Annotated in this window: 16 protein-coding genes; 11 read left to right on the top strand and 5 right to left on the bottom strand. The window is 68.0% G+C overall.

Going from position 1 to position 13,709, the window contains the following annotated elements; genetic code table 11:
- The first annotated feature begins 14 nt into the window (after positions 1-14).
- Together CRM90_RS26220 and CRM90_RS26215 are read left to right on the top strand one after the other, a co-directional pair.
- Positions 15-1,109, top strand: coding sequence for an Rv1157c family protein (locus tag CRM90_RS26220; RefSeq protein WP_233209515.1), 1,095 nt, complete (start codon positions 15-17; stop codon positions 1,107-1,109).
- Between the two features lie 62 nt (positions 1,110-1,171).
- Complete coding sequence (locus CRM90_RS26215) at positions 1,172-2,572, top strand: wax ester/triacylglycerol synthase family O-acyltransferase (RefSeq protein ID WP_102809821.1); 1,401 nt, start codon at positions 1,172-1,174, stop codon at positions 2,570-2,572.
- Positions 2,573-2,644: 72 nt separating this feature from the next.
- On the opposite strand, the gene CRM90_RS26210 is transcribed toward CRM90_RS26215, so the two are convergent.
- Together CRM90_RS26210 and CRM90_RS26205 are read right to left on the bottom strand one after the other, a co-directional pair.
- Positions 2,645-2,791, bottom strand: a complete 147-nt coding sequence (locus CRM90_RS26210) for a hypothetical protein (protein ID WP_005147085.1) — start codon at positions 2,789-2,791, stop codon at positions 2,645-2,647.
- Between the two features lie 8 nt (positions 2,792-2,799).
- Positions 2,800-3,369, bottom strand: coding sequence for an HhH-GPD-type base excision DNA repair protein (locus CRM90_RS26205; protein ID WP_102809820.1), 570 nt, complete (start codon positions 3,367-3,369; stop codon positions 2,800-2,802).
- Positions 3,370-3,541: 172 nt separating this feature from the next.
- On the opposite strand from CRM90_RS26205, the gene CRM90_RS26195 reads away from it, so the two are divergent.
- From CRM90_RS26195 to CRM90_RS26165, 7 genes are all read left to right on the top strand, one after another.
- Positions 3,542-4,723: a sensor histidine kinase gene (locus tag CRM90_RS26195; RefSeq protein WP_102809819.1), complete on the top strand. Its 1,182-nt coding sequence runs from the start codon at positions 3,542-3,544 to the stop codon at positions 4,721-4,723.
- A gap of 8 nt (positions 4,724-4,731) precedes the next feature.
- Positions 4,732-5,511, top strand: coding sequence for a LytR/AlgR family response regulator transcription factor (locus CRM90_RS26190; RefSeq protein ID WP_102809818.1), 780 nt, complete (start codon positions 4,732-4,734; stop codon positions 5,509-5,511).
- Positions 5,504-5,914 (top strand): hypothetical protein, encoded by a 411-nt coding sequence (locus tag CRM90_RS26185; protein ID WP_102809817.1) that lies wholly within the window; start codon positions 5,504-5,506, stop codon positions 5,912-5,914. Before CRM90_RS26190 ends, CRM90_RS26185 begins: the two co-directional genes overlap by 8 nt.
- Positions 5,911-7,641, top strand: coding sequence for a sodium/solute symporter (locus CRM90_RS26180; protein ID WP_102809816.1), 1,731 nt, complete (start codon positions 5,911-5,913; stop codon positions 7,639-7,641). The genes CRM90_RS26185 and CRM90_RS26180 overlap by 4 nt, the downstream gene beginning before the upstream one ends.
- Positions 7,642-7,808: 167 nt before the next feature.
- Positions 7,809-8,159 (top strand): DUF485 domain-containing protein, encoded by a 351-nt coding sequence (locus CRM90_RS26175; RefSeq protein WP_102809815.1) that lies wholly within the window; start codon positions 7,809-7,811, stop codon positions 8,157-8,159.
- Positions 8,156-9,790 carry a monocarboxylic acid transporter gene (locus CRM90_RS26170; RefSeq protein WP_102809814.1) on the top strand — a complete coding sequence of 545 codons (1,635 nt, stop codon included), beginning with the start codon at positions 8,156-8,158 and terminating at the stop codon, positions 9,788-9,790. The genes CRM90_RS26175 and CRM90_RS26170 overlap by 4 nt, the downstream gene beginning before the upstream one ends.
- A 99-nt stretch (positions 9,791-9,889) precedes the next feature.
- Positions 9,890-11,092 (top strand): MFS transporter, encoded by a 1,203-nt coding sequence (locus CRM90_RS26165; RefSeq protein WP_102809813.1) that lies wholly within the window; start codon positions 9,890-9,892, stop codon positions 11,090-11,092.
- On the opposite strand, the gene CRM90_RS26160 is transcribed toward CRM90_RS26165, so the two are convergent.
- Positions 11,089-11,265 (bottom strand): DUF5302 domain-containing protein, encoded by a 177-nt coding sequence (locus CRM90_RS26160; RefSeq protein WP_102809812.1) that lies wholly within the window; start codon positions 11,263-11,265, stop codon positions 11,089-11,091. The two genes, CRM90_RS26165 and CRM90_RS26160, sit on opposite strands and share 4 nt — an antisense overlap.
- Before the next feature lie 21 nt (positions 11,266-11,286).
- Positions 11,287-11,730: a PPOX class F420-dependent oxidoreductase gene (locus CRM90_RS26155; RefSeq protein ID WP_102809811.1), complete on the bottom strand. Its 444-nt coding sequence runs from the start codon at positions 11,728-11,730 to the stop codon at positions 11,287-11,289.
- Between the two features lie 31 nt (positions 11,731-11,761).
- Between CRM90_RS26155 and CRM90_RS26150 the strand changes: the two genes are divergently transcribed.
- A complete protein-coding gene (locus tag CRM90_RS26150) occupies positions 11,762-12,283 on the top strand; it encodes a DUF1697 domain-containing protein (RefSeq protein ID WP_102809810.1) in 522 nt (173 codons plus the stop codon).
- Positions 12,280-13,107 (top strand): class I SAM-dependent methyltransferase, encoded by an 828-nt coding sequence (locus CRM90_RS26145; RefSeq protein ID WP_102809809.1) that lies wholly within the window; start codon positions 12,280-12,282, stop codon positions 13,105-13,107. The genes CRM90_RS26150 and CRM90_RS26145 overlap by 4 nt, the downstream gene beginning before the upstream one ends.
- Positions 13,108-13,111: 4 nt before the next feature.
- Here the strand turns inward: CRM90_RS26145 and CRM90_RS26140 are convergent, their stop codons facing one another.
- Positions 13,112-13,477, bottom strand: a complete 366-nt coding sequence (locus tag CRM90_RS26140; RefSeq protein ID WP_102809808.1) for an Rv1152 family transcriptional regulator — start codon at positions 13,475-13,477, stop codon at positions 13,112-13,114.
- Positions 13,478-13,709: the final 232 nt, after the last annotated feature.

The raw sequence follows: 13,709 nt of genomic DNA, 5'->3' as shown, positions 1-13,709 counted from the left end.
CCAACCACCACCCGATGAGGGAGTTCACCGTGCCGCAGATCGCCAAGCTGGCAATTCTGCTGACCACCGCCACGTTCGTGGCCGCGACCAACCTGGCGTTCAGCCCGGTCGCGGCCGCGGACCCGGCCATCCCGCTGGATCCCGGTCAGCTGCCCGGCCTCGACGCCATGCAGATGCTCGGTCCGGTCGTCCAGCAGGCCGCGGGGAACCCCTCATCGGCGCAGTCGCTGCTCCTCGCGGCTGCTTCACAACTCGCTGGTGGTGCCACCACGCCAGGCGGCTCGGCGGCACTGGCCCAGCAAGTGACCAAGTTCGTGCAGGAGGGCGGGGCCGCCGGCCCCTCGGCCGCGTTGCCTGCGGCGGCTCCCCCCGCCGCCCAGGCGACCGGCGTCGCGCACGGCACCACGCCGTTGCTGACGCCCGGCACGGGTAACGGCCCTGTCCCCCTGCCTGAACATCTGCCCGATGGCGCCGCACCCAGCTCGATCTTCGGCACCGAGGCGCATCTGCCCATCGGCATCGACCCGGCGCACGCCGTCGGCCCGGCGCCCGAGGCACTTCCTGAGGTGCCCACCCCGGTGACCGTGGTGAACCCGGCCGCGCCGCCGACCCCGACGGCGACGCCGGCCGGCAACTCGATCAATGTCGCGACACCGGCGCCGGCGCCCGCGGCGGCGACTCCCCCGAACTACGACCCGGCCAGCCCGCCGACCCAGGACTTCATGTACCCGTCTATCAGCAACGGGTGCCTCAAGGACGGCGGCAACGTGATCGCGACCGCGATCTCCGTCGCAGGCCCGGCCAAGATCCCGACCCCTGGTCCGGCCGCCGGGCAGACCGCCTACGTCTTCACCGCGGTGGGCACTCCAGCCCCGGCCGCCGAGCAGAAGCTCCCGCTGAACGTCACCTGGGTGAACCTGACCACCGGCAAGTCGGGCAGCGTCACGCTGAAGCCGAATCCGGACATCAACTCCGCGGGCCCGACCACGCTGACCGCCATCGCCGACACCGGCTCCGGCAGCATCATGTCGACGATCTTCGGCCAGGTCACCACTGTCGACAAGCAGTGCACCTTCATGCCGACAATCGGTTCGACCGTCGTGCCCTGAGGCTTGAAAAGCCGCGCTAGGGTTGGGGATCGGCAGTCCAACCCGACGGGGCTCGGTACCACATGGAGACGCTCGACCCGCTTGACGCGATGATGCTGACGGCTGAGCTGATCTCCAGCCCGATGCATGTCGCCGTCGCTCTGATCATGACCCCGCCGAGCGGGATCTCGAGCGCGACGTTCGTCGACGAGCTCTACACGCAGGCTCTGACCGCCTCCGATCCGGTTGACCGTCGGCTGCGCCGGCATCCGCACCGCGGCGTGGAGACCGGCGGCTTGTGGGCGTGGCGCGAGGTGGACGAGCTGGACCTGCGCCACCACGTGCACCGGCTGACGCTGCCGCCCGATGCGGGCGCCACGGAACTCTGGGAGCTGGTGTCGGAGTTGCACGCCGAGCCGCTCGACCGATCGGCGCCGATGTGGATGGCGTATCTGATCGACGGGCTGGCAGGCAACCGGCTCGCCCTGTACATCAAGATCCATCACATCGTGATCGACGGCGTCGCGGGCCTGAGGATGGTCGCCGACTCGCTGTCGGAAGATCCGGACCGGCGCGACATGCCGCCGTTCTACGCCGACGCCGCACCCCCCGAACCGCCCCGCCGGCGCGGCCTCAATCCGCTGTCGGTGGTGCGAGACGTCGCGGGTGTCGCGGCGTCCGGACTGAGTCTGGCCCGCAACGTCGCGTCGGCGGAAGTGACCAACCTGGTCGGCGGACTGATCACGCCGACGATCGCGGCGCCGTTCGGCGCACCGCACACCCGGTTCAACACCAAGCTCAGCCATCGGCGGGCGTTTGCGGCAACCAGCCTGGACCACAACAGAATTCGCGCTATCCAGCACGCAGCCGGTGTCACCGGCAACGACGTCGTGACGGCGTTGGTCGCCGGTGTGCTGCGGGACTGGCTGACCGCACAGGGCGAACTGCCCGAGCAGTCGCTGGTGGCGCTGTGCCCGGTGACCGTGCGCGACCGCGACTCGGCCCCGGACGACAACGGGCACGGCAACCAATTCGGCCTCGGACTGTGTCCGCTGGCCACCAACCGCGACGACCCCGCGCAGCGGCTGCGGTTGGTGCACGAGGCGATGGCGGGGGTCAAGCACCAGGTGTCGACTCGGGGCCCGGGCGCGATGCTGATGGTCGTGATGCCGGCTGTCGTGCCGACGGCGTTGGCACCGCTGCTGCCGTTCAGTTCGTGGGTGCGGCCCAGTTACAACCTGCCGATTTCGAATGTGCCGGGTCCGCCACGGCAGTGTTACCTCAACGGGGCCAGCGTCGACGAGATCTATCCCGTGTCAGTGGTGTACGACGGGATGGCGCTCAACGTGACGTTGTGCTCCTACGCCGACCGGATCGGCGTCGGATACATCGCCGACCGTGAGGTGATGGCCGACGTCGACGACCTCATCCCGCTGACCGAAACCGCGCTCGCGGAACTCGAGGCCGCCGTGGGGGTGGCCTGACCGCATCGAGATAGACCTGAGAGCGAATATTTCGGTGAATCGTCGCTCTCAGGTCTGACTCGATGACGGTGCCTAGTAGGCCATGAACAGGATTTCGTCCCGGCCGTAATCCATGCCGGGGTGCGCCGCGGCGAGGTGCTGCTTGGTGAGGTCGACGAGTTCGTCCTCGTCCTTGGCGCTGATCGCTTCGCCACACGGGCAGTTGATGTGAGTCTTCATGGTGCCTCCTATTTCTTCGCTGCGGCCTTCATCTTCTTCTTGTATGCCCTGACTTCTTCCAGCGACCCCTTGTCGACCACATCGGCGATCGACATGTGGGTGCCGGCCTTGCCGTAGTCGCCGGCAGCCTCGCGCCAACCCTTGGGGGTGACGCCGTACTGCTTGCCCAGCAGAGCCAGGAAGATCTTGGCCTTCTGCTCACCGAAACCGGGCAGTGCCTTCAGCCGGCGCAGCACCTCGGCGCCGTCGGGATCGCCGTCAAGCCAGAGCTGCGCGGCGTCACCGTCGTAGCGGTCGACGATCTCGCGGGCCAGGTCCTGCACACGTTTGGCCATCGAGCCCGGGAACCGGTGCACGGCAGGTGTTTTCGAGAATTCTTGGGTGAACTGCTCGGGGTCGCAGTCGGCGATCAGCCGGGGGTCGATGCCGCCGATCCGCTCGGCGATCTTGCGCGGCCCGGCGAACGCCGTCTCCATCGGGATCTGCTGATCCAGCAGCATGCCGGTCAGCAGCGCGAACGGATCCTCACTCAACAGGTCGTCGGACGCGGGATCTCCGGTGAGCTGCAATCTCGCCATGGCCGACAGTCTAGGACGACGATCGGATCGGTTCGGGTATCTGGGCCGCTCAGGTGTGCAATCGTGAACGGCATGAGACGGGTGACAGACGTGATCGGCCCCGGCGCGCAGGAGCGGGTGTTCGATGTAGCCCGGAAGTACGCCTGCCCCGTCCAGTAAGCGAGGCGCCGAGATGTCGGGTGCGGTAGCGCTCGCGCTGGCCGTCGCGCTCGCCGCGGTCGCGTTGATTGTCGGCGCGATCGCCGTGCTGACCCGCAGCGTGGTCACCACACCGGCGGAACGGACCGTGCACGCCGCGCTGCACACCGCCTCGCTGGCGGCGCGCTCGCTGCGCAAGGGTTTGGATGCGGACTCCGCGGCCGGCGCCGCCCCGCACCTGCGCGGCCTCACCGGCTCGGACGGTGTCGCGCTCTACGACGGCGACACCGGCCTACTGGCTCTCGATCCGCCCGGTGACGCGTTGTGGACGCCGGCCATCCTCGAGGTCTGCCACCACACCGCCCGGGACGCAATCTCCGGGCAGCGCCGGGTGCTCGCCCGCGACCAGACTCCCGCGGTGGTGGCCCAGCCGCTGCTCGACGACGACGGCATGGTGATCGGCGTGCTCGTCGTGGTCAACGCCGCCGAACCGTCGCCGGGCATGCTGGGCGCGATCGCCGAGGTCGCGCGGTACGCCGCCAGCCAGCTCGAGCTGGCCGAGCTCGACGCGTCGCGGGCCCGCCTCGACCGGGCCGAGGTTCTCGCGCTGCGCGCACAGATCAGCCCACACTTCATCTACAACGCGCTCAACACGATTGCCTCGTTCGTCCGCACCGATCCGGACCGGGCCCGCGACCTGATCCTGGAGTTCGCCGACTTCACCCGCTACTCGTTCCGCTCCGCGGGTCCCTACACGGTGCTGGCTGACGAGCTGCGCAACATCGACCGCTACCTGACTCTCGAACGCGCCCGGTTCGGGCCGAATCTGTCGGTGACCCTGCAGATCGCACCCGAGGTGCTGACCGTGGTGGTGCCGTTCCTCGCGCTGCAGCCGTTGGTCGAGAACGCGGTTCGCCACGGCCTGGCCGGGCGGCAGGGCGGATCGATCGAAATCATCGCTCGCAACGAGGGTTCCGATTGCGTCATCAGCGTGGAGGACGACGGCGTCGGCATGGATCCTCAAACCCTGCGTTCCGGGCACGGCGACGTCCTGGGCGACGGCGAGCAGACCGCACACGTCGGGCTGAGCAATGTGGACCATCGGCTGCGCGCGGCGTTCGGCAACGACTACGGTCTGGTGGTCGAAACCGCCCCGGGTGCGGGCACGAAGGTGATCATGCGGGTGCCCAAGTTCCGCGCGGGCGTACGGGTTTAAGGAGAACCATGGCAGGGCTGTGGGTGCTGGCCGTCGACGACGAAGCCCCGGCGCTCGACGAGCTCACCTACCTGCTCGGTGAGCATCCCGACGTCGCCGAGGTGGCCGGCGCAGGCGATGCCACGTCGGCGTTGCGGATCATCAACGAACGCACCGTGGATGCGATCTTCCTGGACATCAACATGCCGGGGCTCTCGGGTCTCGAATTGGCCAGTGTACTGGGCAATTTCGCTCACCCACCCGCCGTCGTGTTCGTCACCGCGCACGACGACAAGGCGGTGGCCGCCTTCGAGGTCGGGGCGCTGGACTATCTGCTCAAGCCCATCCGCAAGGAGCGCCTCGACGAGGCGGTCCGGCGGGTGGTGTCCGCGCGCGCCGCGGAGCCGGCCCCGCCAGCCGACGAGCCGCAGGCCGACACCATCCCGGTCGAGCTCGGCGGGGTCACCCAGCTGGTGCGCTGCGATACCATCGGCTGGGTCGAGGCCGAAGGTGACTACGCCCGCCTGCACGCCGCCTCCGGTTCGCATCTGGTACGAATTCCGTTGAGCACCTTGGAAGATCGCTGGCGCAGCCGAGGGTTCCAGCGGGTGCACCGGTCCTATCTCGTCGCGCTGAACATGGTGACCGGGCTGCGCACCTCCGGCGCCTCCACGATGGTGCGGTTGCGCGCCAACGGAGCCTCGGCGCCGGTCGAGCTTCCGGTCAGCCGCCGCCAGGCCCGCGAACTGCGCGACCGGCTGATCCGCGATCCGATGCGGACCTTCCGGCCGGGGACGGCCGATGACTAGGCCGGGTCGGCCGCAGCGCGAGCGGGTCGTGCTGGCCCACCGGCGCGGCAGCCGCCTGGTGCACACCCGGGTGGAGGTGCAGGAGCAGACCGAAGTCGGCGATGCGCTGGTCCGCGGACTGATGCGCGCCCAGCTCGGGCTGGCGCTGCGACTGGCCGCCGTGGTGGCCGGCGGGATGGCCGCGCTGCCATTGCTCAACGCGGTGTTCCCAGAACTGTCCGCCGCCACCATATTCGGAGTTCGGCTGAACTGGCTGACCCTGGCGCTCCTGGTCTATCCGGCGCTCTACGGCATCGGCCGGCTGTTCATCCGGCTGGCCGAACAAGGCGAACGCGACTTCATGGGTGTGGTCGACGACGTGCCCGATGTCGCAGGCCCGGCGGCTCCAGAGGGTCCACCATGAGCGGATCGACGGCGACGGCCCTGACCGCCGGTGGCCTGATCGCGGCGGCGGTGGCGACGGTGGCCGTCGGTGCTTACGGGGTTCGGTTGTCGCGCACCACCTCCGACTTCCTGGTGGCGTCCCGCACTGTGGGCCCACGCTGGAATGCCGCCGCGATTTCGGGTGAATACCTCTCAGCGGCCTCGTTTCTCGGGGTCGCCGGCTTGATCGCCAAGTACGGCGCCGACGCGCTGTGGTACCCGGTCGGCTTCACCGCGGGCTACCTGGGTCTGCTGCTGTTCGTCTCCGCTCCCCTGCGCCGCTCCGGCGCCTACACCGTGCCGGACTTCGCGGAGTTCCGGCTCGGCTCGCCGCGGGTGCGCCGGGTCGCGATGCTCGTGGTCGTCACCGTCTGCATCTTCTATCTCGTTCCCCAATATCAGGGTGCCGGACTTGCCCTGAAAGCCCTTCTCGGCGTTCCCGTTTGGATCGGTCCGCTGGCGGTAGGCGGGATCGTGATCGCCAATGTCGTCGGCGGTGGCATGCGCTCGATCACCTTTGTCCAGGCCTTCCAGTACTGGCTGAAGCTGACCGCGGTCGCGGTGCCCGCGTTGGCACTGCTGATGCACTTCGGACACGAACACCCCGCACTCGGCGGCCCACTCCCGCCCACGGTGGACCAGCCGACCGTCGTCAGCATCGACACCGACGTTGTGGTCACGGTCGCCGACCCGGCCGGTGTCACGGTGACCGGCCCGGACCACAGCGGCACCCTGCACAGTCCCGGCGAGTACCGCCTTCAGAAGGGCACCACCCTGACGCTGGCTGCCGGAGCTCAGACCCCCGTCGTCGTCGGCGCACCCGCCATCGGCTCGGAGTGGATCGTCAGCGGCGGCGGATTGGGCGGTAAACATCCTCTCTACCAAGTGTTTTCCATCATGGTGGCGACATTCCTCGGCGCCATGGGCCTCCCCCATGTGCTGGTCCGCTTCTACACCAACACCGACGGGCGCGCCGCGCGCCGTACCGCGCTGAGCGTGATCGCCCTACTGTCGCTGTTCTATCTGTTCCCCGTACTGCTCGGGGTGTTCGCCCGGTTGTATGTGCCTCAGCTGCTCATCACCGGCAAGGCCGACGCCGCGGTGCTGCTGCTGCCGTCGGCCGCCATCGCCGGGCTGCCCGGCGAACTGCTCGGCGCCCTGGTCGCGGCCGGCGCCATCGCGGCCTTCTTGGCGACCTCGTCCGGTCTGCTGGTCAGCATCGCCGGCGCGCTGTCCACCGATGTGCTGCGTGGGCGGGTCCGCGACTTCCGGATGGTGGCGCTGATCGCCGGCCTCGTCCCCATTCCGCTTTCCGTCGTCGCCCCGGTCCTGGAGCTCTCGCGCGGTGTCGGCCTGGCCTTCGCCGTCGCGGCATCCACCCTGTGCCCGCTGCTGGTCCTCGGCATCTGGTGGCGCGGGCTGACCGCCGCCGGGGCGATCGCCGGGTTGGCGGTCGGCGCACTGGCCTCCGGTCTGGCCATCCTCGTCGCGATCACCGGCTGGGTCGGCGACGACGTGCTCGGCGGCTGGCTGACCGCGCTGATCGGCTACCCCGCCGCCGTCACCGTCCCGCTGGCGTTCGCGACGATGGTGCTCGTCAGCCGCATCACCCGCACCGACGTGCCCCCCGATGTGGCGCGCATCTTCGCCCGCATGCATGTGCCGGAGCGCCTCGGCATGGGCCTGGAGCGAGTCCCGCGCGGCTGACCGGCGGGCTGGAGCGCAGCGACCCGGGAATCGATCGAGCAGACCGTTCAGCGCCGACCGCCAACCGTTCAACGCACGGTCCGCGCGCACTCTAGGACTGTGATGCACCTCTCAATAGCCTGTGAACACGACCGGAGTTCACACCTTTTCGAGCTGAGGAGCACGCGGTGTCCACAACCGACCTGCCGCCACGGGAGACCCATCCCAGCGGGGCCCAATACCTGGCCATGCAGGCCAGTCCCGAGTTTCAGGAGCTGCGCCGCACACTGCGCCGCTTCGTGTTCCCCACCACGGCCTTCTTCCTGATCTGGTACGCCACCTATGTTCTGCTGGGCGCCTTCGCCCACGACTTCATGGCGATCTCGGTGTGGGGCAACGTCAACGTCGGGCTGCTCATCGGTCTGGGCCAGTTCGTGACGACGTTCCTCATCACGGGCCTGTACGTGCGGTTCGCCAACCGGGAGCTCGACCCGCGCGCCGAGGCCATCCGCACCGAGATGGAAGGCACGGCCCAGTGAGCACCACCGTCCTCGCCGAGGCAGCCCGAATCGGCAATCCGGTCGTCAACATCAGCATCTTCGTGGCCTTCGTGCTGATCACGTTGTTCATCGTGATCCGCGCCGGCCGCACCAACACCAACGCCACCGAGTTCTTCACCGGCGGCCGGGCGTTTTCCGGACCGCAGAACGGCATCGCCATCGCCGGTGACTACCTTTCTGCGGCAAGCTTTCTCGGCATCGCAGGCGCTATCGCGGTGTACGGCTATGACGGCTTCCTCTATTCGATCGGCTTCCTGGTGGCGTGGCTGGTCGCCCTCCTGCTGGTGGCCGAATTGCTGCGCAACACAGGCAAATTCACGATGGCCGACGTGTTGAGCTTCCGGCTCAAGCAGCGGCCGGTGCGGGTGGCCGCGGCCACCTCGACGCTGACGGTGTCACTCTTCTACCTGCTGGCCCAGATGGCCGGTGCCGGCGGCCTGGTCGCGCTGCTGCTCGACGTGCACGGCCGCACCGCCCAGTCCTTCGTGATCGCGGTGGTCGGTGTGCTGATGATCGTCTACGTCCTGGTCGGCGGCATGAAGGGCACCACCTGGGTGCAGATCATCAAGGCCGTCCTGCTGATCGCGGGTGCGGCAATCATGACGGCCATGGTGCTGGTCAAGTTCGGTCTGAACTTCTCCGACATCCTGGGTTCGGCGCAGCAGATGGTGCATGACGCCACCACCAAGGGCGTCGCCAGCCGCGACGTGCTGGCTCCAGGTGCCCAGTACGGCGCCAACACCACCTCGAAGATCAACCTGCTGTCGCTGGGTCTGGCGCTGGTGCTCGGCACTGCGGGCCTGCCGCACGTGCTGATGCGCTTCTACACGGTGCCGACCGCGAAAGAGGCTCGGCGGTCGGTGGTGTGGGCGATCGGTCTGATCGGCGCCTTCTACCTGTTCACCCTGGCGCTGGGCTACGGCGCGGCCGCGATGGTCGGCCCCGACAAGATCCTGGCCGCCCCGGGCGGACAGAACTCGGCGGCACCGCTGCTCGCCTTCGAGCTCGGCGGGGTGATCCTGCTCGGGGTCATCTCGGCGGTGGCCTTCGCCACCATCCTGGCCGTGGTCGCGGGTTTAACCATCACCGCGTCGGCGTCCTTCGCCCACGATGTCTATGCAAGCGTGCTCAAGAGTCACAAGGTGACCGAGGAGGAACAGGTCAAGGTCTCCCGGATCACCGCGGTGGTGCTCGGTGTCGCCGCGATCGGACTGGGCATCCTGGCCAACGGCCAGAACGTCGCGTTCCTGGTGGCGCTGGCCTTCGCTGTCGCAGCCTCGGCCAATCTGCCGACGATCGTGTACTCGCTGTACTGGAAGCGGTTCAACACCCGCGGCGCCCTGTGGAGCATGTACGGCGGCCTGATCAGCTGCCTGGTGCTGATCGTGTTCTCACCGGCCGTCTCGGGCAACAAGACCGCGATGATCCCCGGCGCCAATTTCGACTGGTTCCCGCTGGCCAACCCCGGCATCGTGTCGATTCCGCTGGCGTTCGTCCTCGGCATCATCGGGACGCTGACGTCCAACGACACCGGCGATCCGGAGATCAATGCCGAAATGGAGGTCCGCTCGCTGACCGGTGTCGGCGCCGAGAAGGCCACACACCACTAACGCCGAGCAGACACAAACTCGGGCTTCAGAGGACCGATCCGCCCGAGTTTGTGTCTGCTCGCCAGGAATGCGCACAGCGAGCTCGCGTTGACTATTCGCATGGCATCCACCCGCAGATCGTTCGCCTTCGCCCTGTTGGCCTACGCGTTCGCCGCGATCATGGTGGGCACCACGCTGCCCACTCCGCTGTACGCGCTGTACTCGGAGCAGATGCACTTCGCGGTGCTGACGACGACCGTCATCTATGCCACCTACGCCGGCGGGGTGTTGTTCGCGCTGCTGGTGTTCGGCAGCTGGTCCGACGCCATCGGCCGACGGCCGGTGCTGCTGGCCGGTGTCGGCGCCGCGCTGGCGAGTGCGGTGATGTTCCTGTTCGCGGACTCGGTGCCCGAGCTTCTGGTGGGCCGGGTGCTCTCCGGGTTGTCGGCGGGCGTCTTCACCGGCACCGCCACCGCGGCGGTCATCGAAGCCGCTCCGCCGAGCTGGCGGACCCGCGCGGCGGCGGTGGCGACCATCGCCAACATCGGCGGCCTCGGCACCGGGCCCATCCTGGCCGGCATCTTGGCGCAGTACGCGCCGAGCCCGCTGAAGCTCACCTACCTCGTCCACATCGGGTTGATGGTGCTGGCCGCGGCCGCGATCCTGTCAGTGCCCGAGACGTCGAGCCGCACCGGAAAGCTCGGCCTGCAACGGCTTTCGGTGCCGCCCGAGGTGCGGTCGGTGTTCATCACCGCCGCGCTGGCGGCCTTCGCCGGCTTTGCCGTCACGGGGCTGTTCACCTCGGTGGCGCCGTCCCTGCTGACCAACGTCATCGGGATCGGCAATCATGCGCTGGCCGGCTTGATGGCCGGCTCGATCTTCGGCGCCTCGGCGGTCGCGCAGATCGCCGGAACCCGTATCGAACCGCAGCGCGCGGTTGCGCTTGGCTGCGCCATACTCGCGGTGGGCATGGGCATTCTGGTTGTCGCCCTGCACTATTCGTCACTGACCGGCCTGATCGCCGCGGCTGTGGTGGCCGGGGCCGGTCAGGGCATCAGCTTCAGCCGCGGCTTGGCGGCGGTCGCCGAACGCACTCCCGCGGACCGGCGCGCCGAGGTCAGCTCCACCTATTTCGTGGTGGCCTACATCGCGATTTCGATCCCGGTGATCGGGGAGGGTTTCGCCGCACAGGCGTGGGGGCTGCGCACCGGCGGCACCGTGTTCGCGGTCGCGGTGGGGGTGCTGGCCGTGGCGTGTCTGGCGGCCATTCTCTGGCAGGAATCACGACCTGCGGCAGAGCTTTCCGAGCAGGTGGCCGGCTAGCCGCTCTTACGGCGGAATTCCCGCCGGTTCTCCACCGGCCCGTGCGAGCGGGGCTGCTTGGGGCCGCTGTCCGTGTGCGCCGAGCCGCCCGCAGACTTCGCCTTCTTGCGCTCCAGCGCCTCGCGGAACTTGCGCTTGTTGTCGTCCTGCGGTTCGGACTCTGATTCGGCCATGCGGTCAGACTAACCCGTGGGTCAGCGGATGCCGGGCGGCATTCCGTAGACGTGCGAGATCGGCAGCTTCAGCAGCACCCGGCGGTCGGTGACCATGGCGCGTCGGTAGTCGTCCCAGTCCGGATGCTCACCGGCGACGTTGCGATACAGCGCGACGAGCGCTTCGACGGTGTCGTCGTGCGGTTCGGCCGCGGGCGGGGTGAGGATGGCGTTGCCGTCGGCGACGGCATAGGACCAGCCGTCGTCGGAGGACACCAGGAGCGAGGCCCTCGGGTCTCGGCGCAGATTGCGGGTCTTGGCGCGCGGCTCGGTGATGGAGACTTCGACGACGAGATTGCGCCGGTCGAAGTGATACGTCACGTTGGACAGCTGCGGGCGGCCGTCACGTTTGATGGTCGCGAGCACGCCCAGTGAGTTGCCCGCGATCACCGCCAGCAGTTTGTCGTCGAACACCTGACGGGACATCCCCCGAGCCTACGTCGCTAGCATCGAGAACATGACCCGCTACGCGGCTTTCCTGCGCGGTGTGAACGTGAGCGGAACGACCATGAAGATGGCCGACGTCGCCGAGGCACTCACCGGCGCCGGGTTCACCGAGGTGCGCACCATCCTCGCCAGCGGCAACGTGTTGCTGGACAGCGGTGCCGCCGCCACGACGGTGCGCACGAAAGCCGAAGCGGCACTTCGGGATGCGTTCGGTTACGAAGCCTGGGTGCTGGTGTACGACCTCGAGACTCTGCGCACCATCGCCGACGGCTATCCGTTCGAACGCGAGGTCGAGGGGTATCACTCGTACGTCACGTTCGTCAGCGACGGGAAGGTTCTCGACGAGCTGGCCGATCTGGCCGGCGACGCCGGACCCGACGAGAAGATCGAACGCGGCGACGGCGTCCTGTACTGGCAGGTCCCCAAGTCCTCGACGCTGGACTCGGCCGTCGGTAAGACGATGGGTAAGAAGCGCTACAAGTCGTCGACCACCACGCGCAACGTGCGCACTCTGGCGAAGGTATTGACATGACAACGGAAAAGATCGACGCAAGCCAGCTGGGCGGCGTCTCCGAAACCGCGCTGCTGACGCTCAACGGCCGCGCCCACCAGGCGAGTCTGCCCGGCGCGATCCTGCGCGACCCCATGGCGATCAAGGTCGTCGACTCCATCGACTTCGACTTCGGCAAGTTCGGTCGCAAGGGCCAGGAGATGGCGCTGCGCTCGCTGGCCGTCGACTCCTGCGCGGTCAGCTATCTGCGCACGCATCCCAAGGCCACCGTCGTCGCGCTGGCCGAAGGTTTCCAAACCAGCTTCTGGCGGTTGAGCGATGCCATCGCCGATCCTCAGTTCCACTGGGTGTCGGTGGACCTGCCGCCGGTGATCGAGCTGCGTGAGCGTCTGCTGCCGTCGTCTCCGCGAATCACCGCGCTGGCGCAGTCCGCGCTGGACTACAGCTGGATGGACCGAATCGATACCTCCAACGGTGTGTTCATCACCGCCGAGGGCCTGCTGATGTACCTGCAGCCGAACGAGGCGATGGACCTTATTGTCCAGTGCGCCAAGCGTTTTCCGGGCGGCCAGATGTTCTTCGACATGCCGCCGGTGTTCGTCAAGAAGCTTGCCCCGAAGGGTATGAAGTCCTCGAAGCACTACCGCGTCCCACCGATGCCGTTCAGCCTGACCACCGTGCAGCTGGCCGACCTGGTCAACACGGTGCCGGGGATCACCGCGGTCCACGACATCCCGATGCCCAAGGGCCGCGGTTTCTTCTTCGACACGGTGTGGCCGGCGATCTGGAACTTCGGCCCGACGAAGCGCTTCCGCGGCTCCTACACCCTGCTGGAATTCGGCTGACGGGTCAGCCGAACGCGTTGTCCAGATATTGCAGCGCCTCCTGCTTGCCCAGTCCCAGCGCACGGGCGGCTTCGACATAGGCGTGGGCCGCCGCCGCCATCGCGGCGTCGGCCGGATCGGCGCGGGCCACGAACGTGCCAAAACGGCCGCGGGTTTCGACGATTCCTGCGGTTTCCAGTTCGCGGTAGGCCCGCGCGACGGTGTTGACGGCCAGATTCAGCTGACCGGCCAGCTCGCGCACCGTCGGCAGCCTGGTGCCGGGCGACAGGCGCCCGTCCCGGATCCCCTCGATGATCTGTGTTCTGAGCTGATCAAACAACGGCCGCGAGGCCTGTCCGTCGACGCGTAACCAGACCCCCAAATCCGACACATGCTAAGTATCGCCCAGACCGGCCATTTTGGGCACTGACATACCCCTCACATTCGGGAGGTGCTACGCGCCTTGGATCAAGGGCCGCGACCCCAGCATTGTGGTGGTCTCAGCACCAATCACTGACTCAAACGATGTCATGTCGAGGTCTTCCCGCGAGCAGCTTGCGCGTCAGATGGGTCTGCTGCACGAATAGGTGACATCTGAGTTGGCTTGCCCCGGGTGGGTGGGC

This window comes from Mycobacterium sp. ENV421 (assembly GCF_002887815.1).
Classification (GTDB): Bacteria; Actinomycetota; Actinomycetes; order Mycobacteriales; family Mycobacteriaceae; genus Mycobacterium.
Note: the sequence above shows the minus strand (reverse complement) of the source record. Positions and strands in the feature narration are given on the sequence as shown.

Bases quoted from the DNA above. Each gene is read 5' to 3' on its own strand.
- CRM90_RS26220 (WP_233209515.1), top strand. From the start codon at position 15: ATGAGGGAGTTCACCGTGCCGCAGATCGCCAAGCTGGCAATTCTGCTG.
- CRM90_RS26215 (WP_102809821.1), top strand. From the start codon at position 1,172: ATGGAGACGCTCGACCCGCTTGACGCGATGATGCTGACGGCTGAGCTG.
- CRM90_RS26210 (WP_005147085.1), bottom strand. From the start codon at position 2,791: ATGAAGACTCACATCAACTGCCCGTGTGGCGAAGCGATCAGCGCCAAG.
- CRM90_RS26205 (WP_102809820.1), bottom strand. From the start codon at position 3,369: ATGGCGAGATTGCAGCTCACCGGAGATCCCGCGTCCGACGACCTGTTG.
- CRM90_RS26195 (WP_102809819.1), top strand. From the start codon at position 3,542: ATGTCGGGTGCGGTAGCGCTCGCGCTGGCCGTCGCGCTCGCCGCGGTC.
- CRM90_RS26190 (WP_102809818.1), top strand. From the start codon at position 4,732: ATGGCAGGGCTGTGGGTGCTGGCCGTCGACGACGAAGCCCCGGCGCTC.
- CRM90_RS26185 (WP_102809817.1), top strand. From the start codon at position 5,504: ATGACTAGGCCGGGTCGGCCGCAGCGCGAGCGGGTCGTGCTGGCCCAC.
- CRM90_RS26180 (WP_102809816.1), top strand. From the start codon at position 5,911: ATGAGCGGATCGACGGCGACGGCCCTGACCGCCGGTGGCCTGATCGCG.
- CRM90_RS26165 (WP_102809813.1), top strand. From the start codon at position 9,890: ATGGCATCCACCCGCAGATCGTTCGCCTTCGCCCTGTTGGCCTACGCG.
- CRM90_RS26160 (WP_102809812.1), bottom strand. From the start codon at position 11,265: ATGGCCGAATCAGAGTCCGAACCGCAGGACGACAACAAGCGCAAGTTC.
- CRM90_RS26155 (WP_102809811.1), bottom strand. From the start codon at position 11,730: ATGTCCCGTCAGGTGTTCGACGACAAACTGCTGGCGGTGATCGCGGGC.
- CRM90_RS26150 (WP_102809810.1), top strand. From the start codon at position 11,762: ATGACCCGCTACGCGGCTTTCCTGCGCGGTGTGAACGTGAGCGGAACG.
- CRM90_RS26145 (WP_102809809.1), top strand. From the start codon at position 12,280: ATGACAACGGAAAAGATCGACGCAAGCCAGCTGGGCGGCGTCTCCGAA.